This window comes from Insolitispirillum peregrinum, assembly GCF_900156605.1.
Lineage (GTDB): Bacteria > Pseudomonadota > Alphaproteobacteria > Rhodospirillales > Rhodospirillaceae > Insolitispirillum > Insolitispirillum peregrinum.
The window spans coordinates 94,825-114,797 of sequence record NZ_FTOA01000003.1 but is presented as its reverse complement, the minus strand read 5'-3'; the positions used below and the strand labels follow the sequence as shown (position 1 = coordinate 114,797).

Sequence of the window (19,973 nt, the reverse complement as noted above, 5' to 3'; positions counted from 1 at the left end):
TACTCTACCGGAACGCCGCAGTGTTCCCCTGATCGCCCTGACCGGACGGTGCCACCCCGCCTGTCGGATGGCCCCGTTGCAAGATGGCCAGCAATCCCGACGCCAGCGGCGCGTCTCCCTGCTGCCCCCCGGCCAACACGCTGTTTGGAACGGCACGGTTTGCCAGCGCCTCGCGCACCAGCGGCCCGGCAGGAATGGCTCCGCCCCACACCTCCGGCGACCCCTCGCGGAAGGTCGAAACATGCAGCGCCAACACCCGGAACGAGCCATCAAGATAGGCAAACACCGGCGAGCCGGAATCGCCCTCGGTGGCGTCACAGTCATGGGCCAACAGCCCCGGGCGTGCCCAGCCGACAAGGTGGCAGCCAAGATGGGCATGGACCGTTGCCCGTCGGTCAACCGAATAGCCTGCCCGGATCAGCACCGGGGCTGCCTGTCGATAACGGTCATAGGTCTCGGGTGACAGATCGCTGACCCCCAGCCAACCGGCCCGCGTTCCAATCGGGTCGCGCAGGGTCAGAATGGCCCAGTCGTGGGCACTGTTGTCCAGCGACAGGTCACCGGGGCCATGGTACTCGCGCGGCCACTGGGTCCGCACCACCCCACTCAGCGCCGTCGGCAGGTCATCGGTCAATCCGGCGGCAAAGAACAGCTCGTCGGTGGCAGCCCATCCCTGCCGGGTATCATTCCACAGGCAATGAGCAGCGGTCAGAACCAGATCGGGGCCAATCAGCACCCCGGAACACAGCGAGCCATCCCCGCGCGTCAGCCGCCCGATGGTTGACCACGGATACCGGCGACCATCAACCGCGATGCGGTCATCCTGTCCCTTGATCCCCAGCGGCAGGTCATCGGCACGAACGCCCGCCGCTGCGATCAGCCCGACAAGACACACCACAGCGGCGCACAGCAGACGCACGACAGCTTACGCCCGTGGCGGAGACTTGCGAACGAAATCGGCAAAGGCTTCGCCCGGCAAGGGCCGTGAAATCCAGTAGCCCTGGAACACGTCACACCCCCGCGAGCGCAGGAAATCGGCCTGCTCGGCGGTTTCCACCCCTTCGGCCACCACGCTGAAGTTCAGGTTCATCGCCAGCGTGATGATGGTTGCGGCAATGGCGGCATCCTTGGGGCTGCCGGTGACATCGCGCACAAAGGTCTGGTCAATCTTCAGCGTATCAATGGGGAAGGTCTTGATGTAGTTCAGCGAAGAATAGCCGGTCCCGAAGTCGTCCATCGACAGCGTGACCCCCATGTCCTTCAGTTGCAGCAGAATCTGCACCGCCCGCTCGACATCGCCGGTCATGACGCTTTCGGTGATTTCCAGATCCAGCCGGTGCGGCTCGATGCCGGTCTGTTCCAGCACCTGCCGCACGGTCGGCACAAAGGTACTGTCGGAAAACTGCCGGGCCGAGACGTTGACCGACACGCTCGGCAGGTCCAGCCCCAATTCCCGCCATGCCAGCAGATCGGTACAGGCCTTGCGCAGCACCCAGCGGCCAATGGCCAGAATCAGGCCGGTTTCTTCCGCCAGCGGAATAAAGCGGGCCGGGCTGATCATGCCGTGAACCGGATGCCGCCAGCGCAACAGCGCCTCGGCCCCCAGCAGCGACAGGGTGCCCGAGGACACCTTGGGCTGGTAATGCAGTTCCAGCTCATCCCGCGCCAGCGCCAGCCGCAGATCGGTTTCGATGCCAAGCTGGTTGTTCAGGTGCTCGGTCATCGACGGTTCAAAGACGCAATAGCGCCGCTCGCCGCCCTGTTTGGCGTGGTACATCGCCATGTCGGCATGGCGCAGCAGGTCTTCGACCGTGGTTCCCTGATCAGGGAAATAGGCAATGCCGATCGACGGAATGCAGAATTGTTCACTTTCCATCAGGGTGAACGGTTCGGACAGGCTGTAGAGCACCTTTTCGGCAATATAGGATCCGATATTGCCCGGCCCGCAATCAGGCAACAGGATGACAAATTCATCTCCACCGATGCGGCCCACCGTATCCGACAGGCGAACACAATGCTTCAGACGGCGCGCCACCAGCCGCAGCAACTGGTCGCCCGCCGCATGGCCAAAGGTGTCGTTGATCTGTTTGAACCGGTCGAGGTCAAGAAACAGGATCGCCCCGCGCCCGCCGGTTCGCTGGCAGCGCAGCAACGCCTGTTCCAGCCGGTCCATCACCAGCCGCCGGTTCGGCAGACGGGTCAGGGTGTCGAAATTGGCGTGGAAGCGGATGTATTCCTCATCCTGCTTGCGGCGGGAAATATCCTGCAAGGTCAGGACAAAGTGGGTCATCCGGCCATCGGGATCACGGACCACCGAAATGGTGCAATCGCCGGGGAACGGGTCGGCGTGATTGCGCTCGCAAAAGATTTCTCCCTGCCAGTGCCCGGTCTCGCGCACCTGTTGCAGGGCCCCTTCGAAAAAGTTCTTTTCGTGCAGCCCCTCTGCCACCAGCCGCAGCGGCCCACCCTGCAGTTCGTCGATGGTAAAGTCGGTGATGGCGGAAAAGGCCGGGTTGACCGCCCGCACAATCCCGTGGACATCCAGCAGAACGATGCCTTCGGCAACGCTTTCAAATGCCTTGGCCAGCAGGCGGATGTTTTCTTCTGCCTGCTTGCGGTCGGTGATGTCTTCGACCGTGCCTTCGTAATAGCGAATGCCGCCGTTCAGGTCGCGCACACAGCGAGCGTTTTCGGTAATCCAGATCACTGCGCCATCACGGCGGCGAATCCGGGCTTCGAAATCACGCACCACCCCTTTGGCCGCCATCAGGGCCTTGAACGTCTCGCGGTCATTGGGATCAACATACAATTGTCCGGCAATGTCGGTCAGTTCGTCAATCAGGTGGCCGGGATGCTCATAGCCATAAATGCGTGCCAGCGCCGGATTGACGTTGATATAGGTGCCGTTTTCGGTGGTCTGGTAAATGCCTTCCTGCGCATTTTCAAAAATGGACCGGTATTGCTGTTCGGCATCACGCAGGCGGCGCTCAATTTCGGTGCTGGAACTGACATCGCGCACCGAGACAAGGGTCAGAGCCGCATCCCCCAGCATTGGCGCATCCATTCCCCGCCGCAGGGTCAGGGCCACCGATAATGGCGGTAATCCGGCACGCTGCAGACGCACCCGCATCGACTGGCCCCCCAGTTCATGCAGGTGGTGGCGCATCAGCAGGGTATCGGGATCATCACTGGCAATCAGGCTCTGGAATTCCCGGCCGAGCAAAACATCCACCGGGCAGTTCATCAGGGCAGCAAGAGCAAGGTTGGTCTGGATAATGATGCCATCCCGCAGGACTGCAAGGCCATCGGGCAGTGCATTCAGCGCACTTTCATCAAAAATCCGTTCAGCCATGGGGGCAGTGGCCGTCACGGGCGAACTCTCCTTGCTTGGAGCGGTGTACGCAAAAGCGGTTCCGGCTTTACGCACCAACGCTGCGGCATAACAAAAGGTAGACCATATGAAACGTGTGAACTGTCTTTAACGCAAGATACTGCCGGGCCTGTAATCCTGGATCGCAAGTTTAAGCGGTTGGACGAAAAGCTGCAATGACCGACAGCGGACTCCGGCTGCGTTTCCTGACTATAGCGCCAGTTTCTGCCGTTTATTAATGCATTAAAATCACATCATCTCTCTTGCCACAAAGATTTGCCACAGATATGGGCACGCTGCCGGAAAAACTGGCGTCCCCGAAATACCAAATCGTATATCTTTCGGATAGAAGCCATTTGACGGACAAGGCTTTGGTTGGCTTCTGGTCGCAAATCCTCTAAAAGAGAAGGTGTGGCGCAAAAAGTTGTGTAAGGGGCTGCGATGCCGCTCTTGGTTTGGAGAGATCAACTCAGCGTTGGGGCACCGGAAATCGATAAGGACCACAAGCAGCTTATCGAGTTCGTGAACCAGCTGAACGATGCCGTCACCGAAGCGCAGAGCGAAAAGGTGGTTGGCAAGATTTTGCTTGAACTGATCGAGTATACTCGCGACCACTTCAGTCGCGAGGAAAAGGTGATGGCCGCCGCAGGCTATCCCGATCTTGATCGCCATCGCAAAATCCACCTGGCCTTGACCAACAAGGTCCTGACCTTTGCCCAAAGCTATCTGCGGACGCCGACCGATCAGGTGAAGCGGGAGCTGATCGACTTTCTGGCCTCGTGGCTGATCGAGCACATCATCAAGGAAGACCGCAAGCTGGGGGCCTATCTGCAGAACAAGCGGATCTGGCTGTAAAGGATTTACGCATAAAAAGGGCGGCCCCGTCAGGGTGCCGCCCTTTTTTCATGTCGCCTACATGAAAAAACAGCGCATGACCAAAGCCATGCGCTGCTTTTTTCAGGCGTCAGGCGGACCGGGGCATTCCGCAGAAAGGCGCGAGCAATACCCCGAGCAGCGTCAGCCAGCGGCCAGGATCGACACCACGACCAGCATGGTGAAGGTCAAGGCAACGCCAAGGTAGCTGGCGGCATAGGCGACGCCATGCAGGCCGATGGCACCGCTGACATAAACGCCAACATAGCTGAGCAGGCCAATCAGGCCCACCAGAACGATCCCCAAAGTCTTGCCGGTAACGGACATGAATCTGCTCTCCTCGATAGCCGACCGCCGGTGGATCCAGTCACATGGCGCCATCCTGTCCTGCAGGATAACTCCCCTCCCAACGGTGTGACGGGGCGAGCGGTATAACAGCTTGGTGATAGTCCAAACTCGGGGAGCTGTCCAGCCAAACCACCCCTACCGTGTAAACATTCAAAACTTTTGTGGATTTTCCCCGGAACGGACATCTATCATAGTTCATACAAATCAAATCCCCCGGACGGAACGCCCCGGAAAGACAGGCGAATCGGTATCCAGCCCAGCAGGGAGACGCCCCGCATGTCCCTACGCCCCACAGCCTCCGAGCCACAAACGCTCAGCATCAAAAGCTTTCTCGAAGGCCACCACCGAGGGCTTCGCCAAAAGATCGACCACATAGCACAAAGCTGTCGCGCCTTGCCCGCCGACCAGATGATGATTGCCGAGTCTCTGGCCGCCCTGCAGGTTTTTGCTGCCACCCATTTTGCCGATGAAGAAAAGCTGATGGACGATGTCCATTACCCGGATCGCGGCAGCCATCATCACCAGCACCGCCATTTTCTCGACTTGATCCGCGATCTGCAAACAACGGTCTCACAAGACGGACTGTCCGACGGGATGGATGTGCCCGGCCAGATCGCCGCCTGGTGGGAACAACACAGTGTGATCCATGACCGCGCGCTGGTCGATTTCCTCTGTCGTGGCGGTATCTGAAAGCCAGCCTCTCTTTAGAGCATTTTCAAGTTGACCGTCTCCGGTCAACGGCTCGGAAAATGCGGCACTAAAAGGGAAGAGCGTTTTCGTTCGGTGTGAAAACGCTCTAATGCTCCGCATGCAGGCAATGGCTGTGATCGGCCAGCACCTCGATCACCTTGCAGCTATAAATATGATCCTGCGGACAATCGGCCAGCATGTGCTCGATCTCATCGCGCAGCGCCGTCAGGCGGGCGATCTTGTCATCAATCGCCGTAAGGTGCGCCCGGGCAATCCCGTCGGCTTGTCGGCAGGAGCGATCCGGCTGGGCGGCCATGCGCAGCAGATCGCGGATGGCGTCGGTTTCAAACCCCATCTCGCGGGCATGGCGGATAAAGCGCAGGCGGCGAACCGTTTCCTGATCATACAGGCGGCGATTGCTGTCAGTGCGGGGCGGTTCGGGCAGCAGGCCAACGGATTCGTAATAGCGGATGGTCGGCACCTTGACGCCGGTTGCTTCGGCCAGTTTGCCAATTGTCAAAAGGGACATCACAAAGCCTCTTGATCCTCTAGTGACTGGAGCTTTTAGCCTACGCTAAAGGATTCAGTTCGTCGAGGAGTGCGCCATGTCCACCCATCATCAGGCTTCATCAGGCTGCGGAGGCTGTGGGTGCCATGCCTCGCACGCTCCGGCCCACACCGAACCACACCATGATCATGGACATGATGATCACGGCCATGATCACGGTACCGGAGGCTGGCTGTCGCAATCGCGCCTGATCGTGCTGACCGGGGCTGCCTTGTTGCTGGCCTATGGAGCATCGTGGCAATGGCCTGCGCTGCACCACTGGATTTTCTGGCCGGTGATTGCCGTCTGTATCCTGCCCATTGCCCGTCATGCGCTGGCCGGCCTGCGGCGCGGGCAGGTCTTTTCCATCGAAACCCTGATGCTGGTGGCCACCATTGGCGCGGTTTTGATCGGGGCCAGCGAAGAAGCCGCCGCGGTCATCTTTCTGTTTCAGATCGGCGAAGCCCTCGAGGGACTGGCCAGCCGCCGGGCACAGGCCGGGATTCGGGCTCTGGCCGCCTTGCTGCCCAGTGAAGCCCGCTGCGAAGCCCCCGATGGCAGCCTGATCCTGCGTCCCGCCGATCAGGTGCATGTCGGTGACGTGGTACAGGTGCGGGCGGGCGACCGCATTCCGGTCGATGGCGAGGTGATCAGCGGCGACAGCACCATCAACGAGGCTGCCCTGACCGGCGAAAGCCAACCCCGCCACAAAAGCACCGGCGATGCCGTCTTTGCCGGGACCATCGCTCTGGACGGGACGCTGCGCCTGCGGGTTACGCAGGACCCCGGCCAGACCACGCTGGCGCGGATTGTCGCGGTGGTCCAGCAGGCCCAGCGCCAAAAAGCGCCGGTCGCCCGCTTTACCGAGCGCTTCGCACGCCTGTACACGCCGCTGGTGGTGGCGGGGGCGGCCGTGGTTGCCCTGACGCCTCCGCTGCTGTTCGACGGTGACTGGCAAACGTGGATTTACCGTGGTCTGGCGGTGTTGCTGATCGGCTGCCCGTGTGCTCTGGTGATTTCGACCCCGGCGGCGATTGCCTCTGGCTTGTCGGTCGGTGCCCGCCATGGATTGCTGATGAAGGGCGGTGCGGTGCTGGAGGCTTTGGGGCAAGTCACCACTGTCGCCTTTGACAAGACCGGCACCCTGACCAACGGAACACCCCGGGTCAGCGATCTGCTGTGCCTGCGGGACTCTCCGGCCGAAGTGCTGGCGCTGGCGGCCGGGATGGCACAGGAAGCCTCTCATCCTGTTGCGCTGGCCATCATCGACGCCGTGCAGGAGCAACAGGTTTCCGCCGTCCCGGTCACCGACAGCCGGACGCTGGGCGGCAAGGGTATGCTGGCCCGCTGGCAGGATCAGGAGGTCTTTCTGGGCGGGATCGCCGCCGCACAGGACCACTGGCCCGGCCTTGTGGTCCCGCCGCAGGCCGAACAGTTCCGCCAGCAGGGCAAATCGGTCTCGCTGCTGGTCTGCGCCGGCGTCGTCTGGGCCGTTTTTGCCGCCGAAGACAGCCTGCGCCCCGATGCAAAAGAGGGTGTGGCGGCACTGGCCCGGCGGGGCATTTCCATGATGATGCTGACCGGCGACCATCAGGCCGCCGCCGAACGGGTCGGCTCTGCGCTGGGGATTGCTGTCCATGCCGACTTGCTGCCCACCGACAAGATGCACCTGATCGAACAACGACAGGCGGCGGGCGAGCGGGTGGCCAAGGTCGGGGATGGTATCAATGATGCCCCCGGACTGGCCGCCGCCCATGTCGGCATTGCCATGGGGGCGGCGACCGACGTCGCCCTCGAAACCGCCGACGCCGCCAGCCTGCACGGGCGGGTTGGCGACATTGCCGCCATGATCAGCCTGTCACGCCAGACCCTGCGGACCATTTACCAGAATGTGGCGCTGGCGCTGGGGCTGAAAGGGGTGTTTCTGGTGCTGACGGTTGCCGGGGTCACCGGCCTGTGGCCTGCGGTTCTGGCCGATACCGGCGCGACGGTTCTGGTCACCGCCAACGCCTTGCGCCTGTTGCGTCTCCGCCTGTGACCGCTACAACGTACTGTCCAGAGCGATTCGGCCATCCTGCGTCACCCGCACCTGTTTTCTGGCTTTTCTGGCAAGGGGAATACTGTTTTTCATGCACCATGACAAAATGGCGGCACAGACAAACACCCCTTCCAGCTCCTCGCCAGCCTGACGACCGCCTTTGGTCGCCAGCGTACAACGCAGAAGAATGGGATCTTTCTGTGCAATCTGTACACTGATCACTTGACCTGGCTCGACATGTGTCTTGGTCGAATTGATAAAGGTGCTCAGGACGGCGCACATTTCTTCGTTTGAGAACAGCAGGCGGCGGATTTCTATCGGCATCGGACTGACTCGCAGGCAAGGAAGAGGCGTACTGCCCTCTGCTCAAATAACCACAAGAAAGATAAAATTGTTACGAATAATATCGCATGCCAGCCCTTCAGTAAAAGAAAGACCAGACTTTTGTCACATGCGGACACCCGATTATGCACCAGAATCCCCTCCCGGAGCCGACCAGCATGCGTTAAACCTGACGCGGGCACTCAGGTCTAACCTTTTGGTGTGCCGCAGTGATGGCGCGCAAAACCGGTTCCCACTTTTGCGCTCACGGCTCCGGATGATACAGAATCTGTAGAAAGGTGTTTGGTTACAGTTCAAATCATCGCCGCACTCTGATATAACGTTCGTCCTCGTTAACAACCCGATAGATGGGAAGTACATTATTATGGCTGAATACGTGGCTTCTGGTCCTAAGGTCGCCGTCATTGGTGTCACCGGAGCCGTGGGCAAGGAAATGGTGAACGTGCTGCACGATCGCGCGTTCCCGCTCTCCGAACTGCGGCTGTTCGCGTCCGAACGTAGCGCAGGCAAAACTCTGGAGACTTCCTACGGCAGCAAGACCATCGAAGCCTTCAGCGTGGACGCCGTGGCCGAATGCGATATCGCCCTGATGGCGGTGTCGGGTGATTTTGCCAAGGAATACGCCCCGCAGCTGGCAGCCAAAGGTGTCACCGTCATCGACAACTCCTCGGCCTTCCGCTACGACGCCGACAAGCCGCTGGTGATCCCCGAGATCAACCCGCAGGACGTCGGCGACGCCCGCATCATTGCCAACCCGAACTGCACCACCGCCATTCTGGCCGTGGCCCTGTGGCCGCTGCATCAGGCCTATGGCCTGAAGAAGGTGCTGGTGTCGACCTATCAGGCGGCTTCGGGCGCCGGGGCCGAAGGGATGGCCGAACTGGAAGACCAGGCCCGCGCCTATCTGGATACCGGTGTTGCCGCCAACAAGGTGTTCGCCCATCCGCTGCCGTTCAACCTGATCCCGCACATCGACGTGTTCCAGGACAACGGCTATACCAAGGAAGAGATGAAGGTCACCTGGGAAAGCCGCAAGATCATGGGTCTGCCCGATCTTGCGCTGTCCTGCACCGCCGTCCGCATCCCGACCTCGCGCGCCCATGCTGAAACCGCGGTGATCGAAACCGAACGTCCGTGCTCGCCCGACGAAGCCCGCGCCATCCTGTCAAAGGCTGCCGGGGTGAAGGTGGTCGATGATCCGGCCGCCAAGGTCTATCCGATGCCGCTGAACGCCTCGGGCAAGTATGACGTCGAAGTGGGCCGTATCCGCCAGAACCTGGTGTTCGGCGACCATGGTCTGGAATTCTTCGTCTGCGGCGACCAGCTGCTGAAGGGCGCGGCCCTGAACGCGGTGCAGATCGCCGAGGTGGTTCTGGAACAGCGGACCGTCGCCGCCTGATCTCCCGCCACGGAGAACAGGGGTGCAAAGACGCGGGGGGATGCTCTGTAACGGAGCATCCCCCTTTGTTTTTCAGGTGCTTTGATCCGTTGTCTTTTCCCCTCTGGCGCGTGATACTCGGGATCATCCACGCACGGGGCAAAGGGAACGGTCATGGAAGTGATCGAGGTAACTACCGGGGTTTACTGGGTCGACATTCCCGCCGCCGGCCTGAAAATCCTGTGCGGTTGCCCCGCCGATGCGGTCAAGCACCTGAAACAGCGCGGCCTGATCCGTCGGGTTGAAAGCAAGGGTGTGGTCACGGAAAGCGGCCCGAACGCCATTCTGTTGTCCGACCTGCCGCTGCAAGGCGGCGAATTCAGCAATCTGGCCGAATTTCCGGTCCTGCAGATGCTGTATCGTCAGGGCATGCTGTTGCCCGGCCACCCGAACAACACCGGGGCCAAACCGATCCTGATCGGACGGCAGGACCAGATCAAGGCCCAGATGGACTATATCCATCGCGGCAACTATGGCCTGACCTCGCAGGATGAAATCGAAGCCACCGGCGTCGCCCCCGCCATCGCCCGCGACTGGATGCGCATCAAGCTGTCCTTTGCCTTTGGCCGCATTTCCCAGCCATCGGACTTGCTGGATGTGCGGGTGCTGGACAACGAACCGATTGACATTGCCAAGGGCGTGATGATCCGCCGCCTTGACGTCAACCTGTTTGAAATCAGCCATGACGGCCAGCGCATCACCCTTGACCTCAACCTGGCCGATGGCCGGGTCTATCAGGCTCCGTTCCGCCTTGGCTATCGTAACTTGCGGCGAGAATATTTTGCCGTGGTCCATTCCGGTGACGGCGACGGTTGGGACGTGCACCGCCCGGCAATGGGATCCATCCTGATGTTTCAGGGGCGGATCTTCCTGATTGACACTGGCCCGAACCTGCAATTTGTCCTGCGGGCGCTGGGGATTGGCATCCACGAGATCGACGGCATTTTCCATACCCACTGTCACGATGACCACTTTGCCGGTCTGACCACGCTGGTGCGGGCAGACCACCGGGTCCGCTATTACGCCACCCCGTCGGTACGGGCGTCGGTGGCCCATAAACTGGCGGCCCTGATGGGAACCGATATCAGTGCCTTCGACGATTTCTTTGATGTCCACGACCTGGCCCTTGATACATGGAATGATATCGAAGGCCTGGAAGTCCGCCCGCTGTTCTCGCCCCATCCGGTCGAAACCACCATCCTGCAGTTTCGTGCCCTGTGGGAAAACGGCTGGAAGACCTATGCCCATTATGCCGACATCTCGTCGTTTCAGGTGATTGACCAGATGGTCACCGATGACCCGCGGCGTCCGGGCATCAGCGCCGAATGGGCGCAAACCATCAAACAGCACTACCTTGAACCGGCAGACCTGAAAAAAGTCGATATCGGCGGCGGCCTGATCCACGGCGATGCCAATGACTTCCGTACCGATGGCTCCGGGCGGATCATTCTGGCCCACACCGCCCGGGACCTGACGCTTGACGAAAAGGAAATCGGCTCGGGGGCTCCGTTTGGCACCGTTGACGTGCTGATTCCGGCCCTGCAGGAATACCCGTTGCGACTGGCACGATCCTATCTGGCGCAGTATTTCCCCGAAGTCCCCGAGCACCAGCTACGCATCCTGCTGAACCATCCGCTGGAGGTCATCAACCCCGAAACGATCCTGATCCGGGACGGCCACACGGTGGACAAGGTGTACCTGATCCTGACCGGGATTGTGGAATCCATTGCCTCGCACCATGAACACGGTGCCGCCCTGACCGCCGGGGCGATGGTCGGTGAATTGCCGGTGCTGACCGCCAGTCCGGCGCAGGAAACCGTCCGTGCCGCCAGCTTTGTGACCGCGCTGGTTCTGCCCGGTGCCTTGTACGCGACCTTTGTGGCCCACAACGGGCTGGACCAGCGGGTTCAGCGCATGGCCTCGATGCGACGGTTCTTCAACCGCACCTGGTTGCTGGGGGAACACCTGTCATCTATGGCCGAAACCCGCATTGCCACCGCCTGCCGTCCGGCGTCCTACCGGGCCGGACAGGAAATCAACATCCACGAATACGACGAGCTGCTGCTGATCAAGCGTGGCTGCGTCCGCATGGTGACCGACAAGACCGTCATCGAAGAGTTGGGAGACGGCGGCGTGATCGGCGTTTCCCGCGTGCTGTTTGGGGCTCCGCCCTTTTGCCGCTACATCGCGATGGCCGATACCGAAGTTCTGGCCATTCCCGGCGAGCTGATGCGCGACATTCCGGTCACCCGCTGGAAAATGATGGAGCTGCATAACCGCCGGATGACCCTGCTGGCCACGCCGCGCGGTGATGGCGACGCCTTTCCGTGGCTGGCAGACTACACCATCGGCGTCCCGGCCATGGACCGCCAGCATCAACACCTGCTGGAGCTGGCCAGTCAGGTGGCCCGCCACGCCCAGAACCACAACACGGATTCGTTGCTGCAGGCGCTGGACGATCTGGCAGGCTATAGCCGTCAGCACTTCATGACCGAAGAAGACATGCTGGGTGCGCTCGGGTACAAGGAAATCGCCGACCATCGGCGCATGCATGTGGCGTTACAGGACGAACTGAACGATATCCGCCATCATGTCCTGAACACCGGGCAATTTGATGTCACCGCCTTTCACCACTATATCCACGCCCAGGTTCTGGGGCATATCTTCCGCGAAGATTCCCGCTATGTGCGCTTCATCTCGTCGGCGGGTGAATACATTCTGTAAGGCGAACGATGTCCGAGGATATTGCCGACCTGCTGGGGGCGCTCAGCCACCGTTTCCGCAGCACCCTGCGTGCGGCCTTGCTACGTGACACCCACGACATTCCGCCGTTTCAGGCAAAAACGGTGGCCATCATCGGACGGCATCCCGGCATTCCGGCCAGCGCGCTGATCGAGCAGACCGGACGCGACAAGGCACAGATAGCGCGGGTTCTGAAAGAGCTGGACGAACGCGGTCTGATCGACCGCCGCCCCAATCCCGACGACCGCCGCAGTCAGAGCCTGTTCCTGACTCCCGATGGCGAAACCCTGTTCGCCACCCTCCGCACCCTGCGCGCCGAGGTCGGAACGCAGTTGCTGGCCGGGCTGAGCGCGGATGAACGCCAGCAGTTGGCCAGCCTGTTGCGCCGTCTGGTGTGAACGGGACCACAGGACACGACAGTTTGAAAACAAGAGCAGGCTGCCACCCGAACCTGCTCGGGGCCTGAGGCCCCGACCGTTCACTTGGGGGCGATGCCCCCGGGCCCCCATTTTTTTCTTTTATGATCAAAGGAATGGGGTCTGGGGCCGACTGGCCCCAGCGAGGTGTGGAGCAGCGCTCCATGATCCAGCCTTTCCCTCCTCTTGGATCAGCGTGCGTCAAATCTGACGCAGGCACGCTGATCTAACCTTTTATTCTGTCGCATTGTTGTTGCGAAAACCGGTTCCCACTTTCCGCACAATGCTCTAATCCGCTGGCGACAGCCATACCGTTGCCAGCGGCGGCAGGGTCAGGCTGATCGACACCGACTGGCCATGGAACGGAATGTCGTCGCTGTGGATCACTTCACGGCCATCGGCATCGCGGGCCCCGATGCAGCGCACACCACTGCCGCCATAGGCGGCATCGTCGGTGTTGAGCAGGCATTCCCACCGCCCGCCGCGCGGCAGGCCGATGCGGTACTCCTGCCGCACCACCGGGGTAAGGTTGCAGATCACCACCACCGGCCTGGCCCCTGCACTACGGGGGAAGCGCGCCCACGAAATCACCGAGTTGTCAGAATCCTGGCAATCAATCCAGGCAAAGCCGTTATGGTCAAAGTCCTGCTCGTACAGCGCCGGCAAAGCGGTGTAGCCGTGGTTCAGCACCGCCACCAGCCGCTGCATTCCGGCATGGCCGGTTTCAGCCAGCAGGCCCCACGGCAGGGAGTCGTCAAAGTTCCATTCGTCCGGCTGGGCCAACTCGCCGCCCATGAACAGCAGCTTTTTGCCCGGATGCGCCCACATGAAGGCGAAGTAAGCGCGCAGGTTGGCCAGTTTCTGCCACGGATCACCGGCCATCCGGCCATACAGGCTGCCCTTGCCATGGACCACTTCATCATGCGACAGCGGCAGGCAGAAGTTTTCACTAAAGGCGTACAGCAAGCCAAAGGTCAGTTGGTTGTGGTGGAAGCGGCGGTGGATCGGATCCTTGGAGAAATAGGTCAGGGTGTCATGCATCCAGCCCATGTTCCATTTATAGCCAAATCCCAGCCCGCCCAGATAGGTCGGTCGCGACACCATCGGCCACGAGGTGCTTTCCTCGGCAATGGTGATCGCCCCAAAGCCCTCGCTGTAGACCACTTCGTTCAGACGCTTGAGGAACTCGACAGCTTCGAGGTTTTCGTTGCCGCCGTGGTGGTTCGGCACCCACTCTCCATACTTGCGCGAATAGTCGAGGTACAGCATCGACGCCACCGCATCGACGCGCAGGCCGTCGATATGGAACTGGTCAATCCAGTACAGCGCGTTGGCAATCAGGAAGTTCCGCACTTCGGTACGGCCAAAGTTGTAAATCAGCGTGCCCCAATCCATGTGCTCGCCCTGACGCGGGTCGGCGTGCTCATACAAATGAGTACCATCGAACTGTACCAGTCCGTGGGTGTCCTTGGGGAAATGGCCCGGCACCCAGTCGATGATCACCCCCAGCCCGGCCTGATGGCAGGCATCGACAAACGCCTTGAAGTCGTCCGGGGTGCCAAAGCGGCTGGTTGGGGCATACAGGCCAATCGGCTGATAGCCCCACGAGCCGTCAAACGGGTGTTCGTGAATCGGCAGCAGCTCGATATGGGTAAAGCCCAGGCTTTTGACATAGGGCACCAGCTCGGCGGCCAGCTCGCGGTAGGTCAGGAAACGGTTGCCTTCGTCACTGCGTCGCCGCCACGATCCCAGATGCACCTCATAGATGCTCATCGGCTCGGCCAGTTGCGCGCCACCCTTCTGGCGCTGCTTCAGCCACTCGCTGTCGTTCCAGGCAAAATCTCTCAGGCCGTGCACCACCGAGGCGGTTGCCGGGCGCTGTTCGGCATAAAAGGCGCAGGGGTCAAACTTCAGCGGCAACAGGGTGCCGTCGGCGGCCTTGATTTCGAACTTGTACAAGGCACCGGCAGCCACATCCGGCACAAAGATTTCCCATACCCCGCAATCGGAGCGCAGGCGCATCGGATGAATCCGGCCATCCCAGCCGTTGAAGTCACCCACCACCGACACCCGGCGGGCATTCGGAGCCCAGACGGCAAAGGCGGTCCCGGCAACGCCATCGACCGTCACCGGATGGGCACCCAGCTTTTCATAGGCCCGCCAGTGGTTGCCCTCGGCCAGCAGGTGGCAATCCAGTTCCCCCAGATAGGGACCGAAACGATAGGGGTCTTCGACATCCCGGCTGGAGCCATGCCGGTGCAGGCGCAGCTTGTAGCGGCCATTCAGCCCCTTCAGCGCGGTCAGCGGCCCGCGCGCCACCCACACGCCACAGCCGGGGTGCTGGTCATCGGCGGTCTCGCCGTCAACGTCCAGTTGGCGCAGACGGGCCACCATGCCGCCGCGCGGGTCCACCATCTCGATGGCCTCGGCGTGGGGATCAAAGACGCACAGTTGCCAGTTATGGGTGGTCGGATCGGCATGCAGGCCCAGCAGGGAGAAAGGGTCGCAAGCGTCACCAAAGACCAGGGAAGCGATCTGCTCGGGGTTGAGGGGACGCGACATTGCTGGTGTTCCTTACATCACAAAAAGGCATGGCATGGCGGCAACAGACCCTGCGCAGGGATAACCTGTTGAAAACAGCGCGCAAGACCCCGCACCGCCCCGGCTCACAACCGGGGCGGCCACAGGATATCCCGAGCCGCCGTTCCTGAAAAGGTCGCAACGACGGTTCTTTGCAAACTTCCCGTCAGATATCAGCCGTCCGGCTGTTCCGCCCTCAGCCGTCCGGCTGTTCCGCGTCGTCGCCGTCTTCATCGGCCAGCAGCAGGAACGGGTTCACCCCCAGCGGCTGATAGCCGTCCTCGGCCAGCAGGATATCGAGCGCCAGCATCGCCAGATCATCGGCCAGCGGCTCCGCTCCCGGTGCCTTGTCGGCCATCACCTGCTTCAGATAGCTGTGGCAACAGTCGCAGGTTTCCGCCCGCACCGCCGTGCCCAGCTCTTCGATCAGACGATAGCTCAGGCCCTTGTCTTCACCACAGGCAACGCAGGTGGTGCGCACATGATGCCAGGCGGTATTGCACAGCGAGCAGTGCAGATAGCGCAAGCCACCGCTTTCCATGCCGATATGGATCATGCTGGCCACCGGCGCACTACCACAGACCGGACAGCCACCTTCGCGCGACTGTACGTGAATGTCTTCGGCCTGCTGGCTGGCAGCATGACGGGTCCAGGCCACTTGCAGGGCGGCGACAATGAACGGTGCCAGCGCCAGATCCTGCCCTTTCAGGCGGCCTTCCAGCAGGCGGGCGGCAATGTCGTGGATGTCCTGCGGATCATTTTCCGCCAAAGCCTGTTGCGCCGGGGTCGGAACCAGATCCTTGATCCCGGCGGTCAGGGCAGCGAAATCGTCAAGCCAGGCGGTTGCCGGGCTGTCTTCCACCCATTGAGGCAGGTCGCGGGCGCTGATGTCGGCCTGCGCGTCCGAGATCAGGGCGACAAACTCCAGCCAGTCCTGCAACGGATGATCCTTGGCCAGTGTGCGCAGCCGTTCGGCCCGCACCCGGAACACCAGCGCACCATCGGGCAGCAGCACCGGCACCGGCGAACGGCCGGGCTTCAGGCCTGCGTCGGCCATCGCTTCGCTCAGGTCGGGGCTGGCAGTGTTTGGGGTGGTCGGCTGCATCGGGTGTTCTCCGTAGACGGGTGATCAGGTGACAACAACGGAATGCAAAATTCGTGCTCTGACAGGAAAGGTCAATGGTGTTGGTGCGTTTTGCCATGTCCCGTGCCGCATTCAGACGGGCGGAGGCGTCGAAAATCCATCCTCTTTTTACCCTGCCTACACATGATCCATGCCCATTTCCACATCACCCGGAGGGGTTGGCCCGGCTCACCCGCTGCGACATTTTGTCCCTACCCGTGGGACAAAATGTCGCACTGGCCGGAGGGATTTTCCGAAAGACCTTGGATTTATGCGGCTTTGCCCAAGTGGCACGGAATCTGCCTAAAGAGGGCCAAAGCCGTGGGTAGGTCAGGGCGGGTTGCTCCCTGCTACCCCTCCACCCACCCAAGGGGCACGGCGCGTCTGGTAAAGAGGGAGTCGTTATGCAGCTTTCACGGCGGCAATTGTTCAAGGTCTCGGCAGGGGGACTGGCGGCCACGTCCAGCATGGCAACGTTGGGATTGTTCCCGACCGCTGCCCTGGCCGAAGTGCGGCAGTACAAACTGACCCGGGCCAAAGAAGTCCGCAACACCTGCACCTACTGCTCGGTCGGCTGCGGTCTGCTGATGTACAGTCTGGGCGATGGTGCCAAGAACGCCAAAGCCGAAATCATGCACATCGAAGGCGACCCGGACCATCCGGTCAGCCGTGGCTCGCTGTGCCCGAAGGGGGCTGGTCTGCTGGATTTCATCCACAGCCCGAACCGCCTGAAGTACCCGGAAGTGCGCGAACCCGGCACCAACGCCTGGAAACGCATCTCGTGGCACGAAGCCATCGAGCGTGTCGCCCGCCACATGAAGGCCGACCGCGACGCCAATTTCGTGGCGAAAAACGCCAATGGCGTGCCGGTCAACCGCTGGCTGAGCACCTCGATGCTGACCGCCTCGGCCTCGTCGAACGAAACCGGCATCCTGACCCAGAAATTCATGCGCGCGCTGGGGATCATCGCCACCGACGCCCAGGCCCGTGTCTGCCACGGCCCGACGGTGGCGGCGCTGGCGGCGACCTTTGGTCGTGGCGCAATGACCAACAGCTGGGTCGACATCAAGAATGCCGACTTTATTCTGGTGATGGGCGGCAATCCGGCCGAAGCCCATCCGGTCGGTTTCAAGTGGGCGATCGAAGCCAAGAAAAAGGGCGCCCGCATCGTCGTGGTTGACCCGCGCTTCAACCGCACCGCCGCTGTTGCCGACGAATTCATGCCGATCCGTGCCGGGTCGGACATCGTGTTCCTCGGCGGGGTGATCAACTGGCTGATCGCCAACGACAAGATCCAGTGGGATTACGTCAAGGCCTTTACCAACGCCACCTTCATCGTCAACGAAGGTTTCTCGTTCTCCGAAGGCCTGTTCTCGGGCTATGACGAGGCCAAGGGCCGCTACGACCGCAGCTCGTGGAGCTATGAGCTGGATGACAAGGGGCTGGCCAAGACCGACCCGACGCTCAGCCATCCGCGCTGCGTGTGGAACCTGATGAAGGCCCATTACGCCCGCTATACCCCGGACGTGGTGACTGACCTGACCGGCACCCCCAAGGATGCCTTCCTGCGCGTTTGTGCCCATCTGGGTGAAACCGCGGTGGCGACCAGGGTCGGGACCATCCTCTATGCTCTGGGCTGGACCCAGCACACCGTTGGTGCCCAGAACATCCGCACCATGGCGATGATCCAGTTGATGCTGGGCAACATCGGCATGCCCGGTGGCGGCGTCAACGCCCTGCGCGGTCACTCCAACATTCAGGGTCTGTCCGACCTCGGCCTGCTGTCAACCAGCCTGCCCGGCTATCTGACGCTGCCGAACGAACAGGCCCACCCGGACTTTGCCAGCTATCTGGCCAAAAACACCCCCAAGGCCCTGCAGCCCGGCCAGTTGAACTACTGGAGCAATACGCCCAAGTTCATGGTCAGCCTGCTGAAATGGTTCTGGGGCAAGAACGCCACTGCCGAAAACAACTGGGGCTATGACTGGCTGCCCAAGTGGGACAAGATGTACGACATTCTCCAGCTGATGGAGATGATGTATCAGGGCCAGATGAACGGCTTCATCGTTCAGGGCTTCAACCCGCTGACCTCGCTGCCGGACTTCAACAAGACCTCGGCGGCCTTTGCCAAACTGAAGTACATGGTGGTCATCGATCCGATGACCACCGAAACCTCCAGCTTCTGGCAGAACCACGGCGAAGCCAACAACGTCGATCCGGCCAAAATCCAGACCGAAGTGTTCCGCCTGCCGTCCACCTGCTTTGCCGAAGAAGACGGCTCGATCGTCAATTCCTGCCGCTGGTTGCAGTGGCACTGGAAGGGTGCCGAGCCGCCGGGCGAAGCCAAGCCGGACCAGGAAATCCTCGGCGAACTGTTCGTGGCCCTGCGCAAGCTGTATCAGGACGAAGGCGGCCCCGGTGCCGAAACCATCCTGAACCTGTCGTGGCCGTACCGCGACCCGGCTTCGCCGTCACCGGAAGAGCTGGCGAAGGAAATGAACGGTCGCGCCCTCAGCGACATCACCGACCCGACCGGCAAGGTGCTGCTCAAAAAGGGGGAACAGTTGCCGGGCTTTGCCGCCCTGCGCGACGACGGCTCGACCATGTCGGCCTGCTGGATCTTCTCCGGCTGCTGGACCGAAGCGGGCAACCAGATGGGCCGCCGCGACAACACCGACGTCGGTCTGGGCAACACCCCCGGCTGGTCGTGGTCGTGGCCGGCCAACCGCCGCATCCTGTACAACCGTGCCTCCAGCGATGCCCAGGGCAAGCCGTGGGACCCCAAGCGGGTGCTGATTTCGTGGACCGGCGACAAGTGGGCCGGGATCGACGTGCCGGACTTCAAGGCCGACGCCGCCCCGGACACCGGCATGAACCCGTTCATCATGAACCCCGAAGGCGTTGGCCGTCTGTTTGCGGCTGACAAGCTGGTTGATGGCCCGTTCCCCGAACACTACGAGCCGATGGAAAGCCCGCTGGGCACCAACCCGCTGCACCCCAAGGTCGTCACCAGCCCGGCGGTGCGTCTGTTTGCCTCGGACAAGGAACGTCTGGGCAAGCACGACGAGTTCCCCTATGTCGGCACCACCTATCGCCTGACCGAACATTTCCAGTTCTGGACCAAGAACGTTCGTCTGAACGCCATTGCCCAGCCGGAACAGTTTGTCGAAATCGGCGAAACGCTGGCCGCCGAAAAGGGCATCAAGGCCGGGGATACCGTCAAGGTCAGCTCCAAGCGCGGCTTCATCAAGGCCAAGGCGGTGGTGACCAAGCGCGTCAAGGCCCTGAAGGTCAACGGCAAAACCGTGCACCAGATCGGCATTCCGCTTCACTGGGGCTGGGAGACGGTGGCCAAAAAGGGCTATCTGTCCAACGCCCTGCCGCCCGCCATCGGGGATTGCAACACCCAGACCCCAGAATACAAGGCGTTCCTGGTGAACCTGGAAAAAGCGTGAGGCGCTGACTG

At 61.4% G+C, this 19,973-nt stretch carries 14 protein-coding genes; 7 read left to right on the top strand and 7 right to left on the bottom strand.

Features of this window, described 5'->3' with window-relative positions:
* Positions 1-4: 4 nt before the first annotated feature.
* Both BW995_RS08315 and BW995_RS08310 read right to left on the bottom strand, forming a co-directional pair.
* A complete protein-coding gene (locus BW995_RS08315; protein ID WP_076399750.1) occupies positions 5-919 on the bottom strand; it encodes a trypsin-like serine peptidase in 915 nt (304 codons plus the stop codon).
* A 6-nt stretch (positions 920-925) separates the two neighbouring features.
* The gene (locus BW995_RS08310) at positions 926-3,370 is read right to left on the bottom strand and encodes a sensor domain-containing protein (RefSeq protein ID WP_245821353.1); all 2,445 of its coding nucleotides are present in this window, start codon (positions 3,368-3,370) and stop codon (positions 926-928) included.
* 441 nt (positions 3,371-3,811) lie between these two features.
* Here BW995_RS08310 and BW995_RS08305 point away from each other — a divergent pair, with 441 nt between their 5' ends.
* Positions 3,812-4,225: a bacteriohemerythrin gene (locus BW995_RS08305; protein WP_076399749.1), complete on the top strand. Its 414-nt coding sequence runs from the start codon at positions 3,812-3,814 to the stop codon at positions 4,223-4,225.
* Positions 4,226-4,387: 162 nt separating this feature from the next.
* Here BW995_RS08305 and BW995_RS08300 read toward each other — a convergent pair whose 3' ends face one another.
* Positions 4,388-4,570, bottom strand: coding sequence for a hypothetical protein (locus tag BW995_RS08300; RefSeq protein ID WP_076399748.1), 183 nt, complete (start codon positions 4,568-4,570; stop codon positions 4,388-4,390).
* A gap of 297 nt (positions 4,571-4,867) precedes the next feature.
* Between BW995_RS08300 and BW995_RS08295 the strand changes: the two genes are divergently transcribed.
* A complete protein-coding gene (locus tag BW995_RS08295) occupies positions 4,868-5,281 on the top strand; it encodes a bacteriohemerythrin (RefSeq protein WP_076399747.1) in 414 nt (137 codons plus the stop codon).
* Between the two features lie 106 nt (positions 5,282-5,387).
* On the opposite strand, the gene BW995_RS08290 is transcribed toward BW995_RS08295, so the two are convergent.
* Positions 5,388-5,810, bottom strand: a complete 423-nt coding sequence (locus BW995_RS08290) for a MerR family transcriptional regulator (protein WP_076399746.1) — start codon at positions 5,808-5,810, stop codon at positions 5,388-5,390.
* Positions 5,811-5,886: 76 nt separating this feature from the next.
* On the opposite strand from BW995_RS08290, the gene BW995_RS08285 reads away from it, so the two are divergent.
* Positions 5,887-7,866, top strand: coding sequence for a heavy metal translocating P-type ATPase (locus tag BW995_RS08285; protein ID WP_076399745.1), 1,980 nt, complete (start codon positions 5,887-5,889; stop codon positions 7,864-7,866).
* 3 nt (positions 7,867-7,869) lie between these two features.
* Here BW995_RS08285 and BW995_RS08280 read toward each other — a convergent pair whose 3' ends face one another.
* A complete protein-coding gene (locus tag BW995_RS08280; RefSeq protein ID WP_076399744.1) occupies positions 7,870-8,190 on the bottom strand; it encodes a hypothetical protein in 321 nt (106 codons plus the stop codon).
* 394 nt (positions 8,191-8,584) lie between these two features.
* Between BW995_RS08280 and BW995_RS08275 the strand changes: the two genes are divergently transcribed.
* From BW995_RS08275 to BW995_RS08265, 3 genes are all read left to right on the top strand, one after another.
* Positions 8,585-9,607 (top strand): aspartate-semialdehyde dehydrogenase, encoded by a 1,023-nt coding sequence (locus BW995_RS08275; protein WP_407656305.1) that lies wholly within the window; start codon positions 8,585-8,587, stop codon positions 9,605-9,607.
* 153 nt (positions 9,608-9,760) lie between these two features.
* Positions 9,761-12,370 carry a hemerythrin domain-containing protein gene (locus BW995_RS08270; protein WP_076399742.1) on the top strand — a complete coding sequence of 870 codons (2,610 nt, stop codon included), beginning with the start codon at positions 9,761-9,763 and terminating at the stop codon, positions 12,368-12,370.
* A gap of 8 nt (positions 12,371-12,378) precedes the next feature.
* Positions 12,379-12,786, top strand: a complete 408-nt coding sequence (locus tag BW995_RS08265) for a MarR family winged helix-turn-helix transcriptional regulator (RefSeq protein WP_076399741.1) — start codon at positions 12,379-12,381, stop codon at positions 12,784-12,786.
* 306 nt (positions 12,787-13,092) lie between these two features.
* Here the strand turns inward: BW995_RS08265 and glgB are convergent, their stop codons facing one another.
* Together glgB and fdhE are read right to left on the bottom strand one after the other, a co-directional pair.
* Positions 13,093-15,366, bottom strand: coding sequence for a 1,4-alpha-glucan branching protein GlgB (gene glgB / locus BW995_RS08260; protein WP_076399740.1), 2,274 nt, complete (start codon positions 15,364-15,366; stop codon positions 13,093-13,095).
* Between the two features lie 214 nt (positions 15,367-15,580).
* Positions 15,581-16,489, bottom strand: coding sequence for a formate dehydrogenase accessory protein FdhE (gene fdhE, locus BW995_RS08255; protein WP_084194680.1), 909 nt, complete (start codon positions 16,487-16,489; stop codon positions 15,581-15,583).
* 422 nt (positions 16,490-16,911) lie between these two features.
* Here fdhE and fdnG point away from each other — a divergent pair, with 422 nt between their 5' ends.
* On the top strand, positions 16,912-19,962 hold the full coding sequence (fdnG, locus tag BW995_RS08250; RefSeq protein WP_076399739.1) for a formate dehydrogenase-N subunit alpha: 3,051 nt from the start codon (positions 16,912-16,914) through the stop codon (positions 19,960-19,962).
* The last annotated feature ends 11 nt before the right edge of the window (positions 19,963-19,973 follow it).

Coding starts and splice junctions, on each gene's coding strand:
- BW995_RS08305 (WP_076399749.1), top strand. CDS start 3,812: ATGCCGCTCTTGGTTTGGAGAGATCAACTCAGCGTTGGGGCACCGGAA.
- BW995_RS08300 (WP_076399748.1), bottom strand. CDS start 4,570: ATGTCCGTTACCGGCAAGACTTTGGGGATCGTTCTGGTGGGCCTGATT.
- BW995_RS08295 (WP_076399747.1), top strand. CDS start 4,868: ATGTCCCTACGCCCCACAGCCTCCGAGCCACAAACGCTCAGCATCAAA.
- BW995_RS08290 (WP_076399746.1), bottom strand. CDS start 5,810: ATGTCCCTTTTGACAATTGGCAAACTGGCCGAAGCAACCGGCGTCAAG.
- BW995_RS08285 (WP_076399745.1), top strand. CDS start 5,887: ATGTCCACCCATCATCAGGCTTCATCAGGCTGCGGAGGCTGTGGGTGC.
- BW995_RS08280 (WP_076399744.1), bottom strand. CDS start 8,190: ATGCCGATAGAAATCCGCCGCCTGCTGTTCTCAAACGAAGAAATGTGC.
- BW995_RS08270 (WP_076399742.1), top strand. CDS start 9,761: ATGGAAGTGATCGAGGTAACTACCGGGGTTTACTGGGTCGACATTCCC.
- BW995_RS08265 (WP_076399741.1), top strand. CDS start 12,379: ATGTCCGAGGATATTGCCGACCTGCTGGGGGCGCTCAGCCACCGTTTC.
- glgB (WP_076399740.1), bottom strand. CDS start 15,366: ATGTCGCGTCCCCTCAACCCCGAGCAGATCGCTTCCCTGGTCTTTGGT.
- fdhE (WP_084194680.1), bottom strand. CDS start 16,489: ATGCAGCCGACCACCCCAAACACTGCCAGCCCCGACCTGAGCGAAGCG.
- fdnG (WP_076399739.1), top strand. CDS start 16,912: ATGCAGCTTTCACGGCGGCAATTGTTCAAGGTCTCGGCAGGGGGACTG.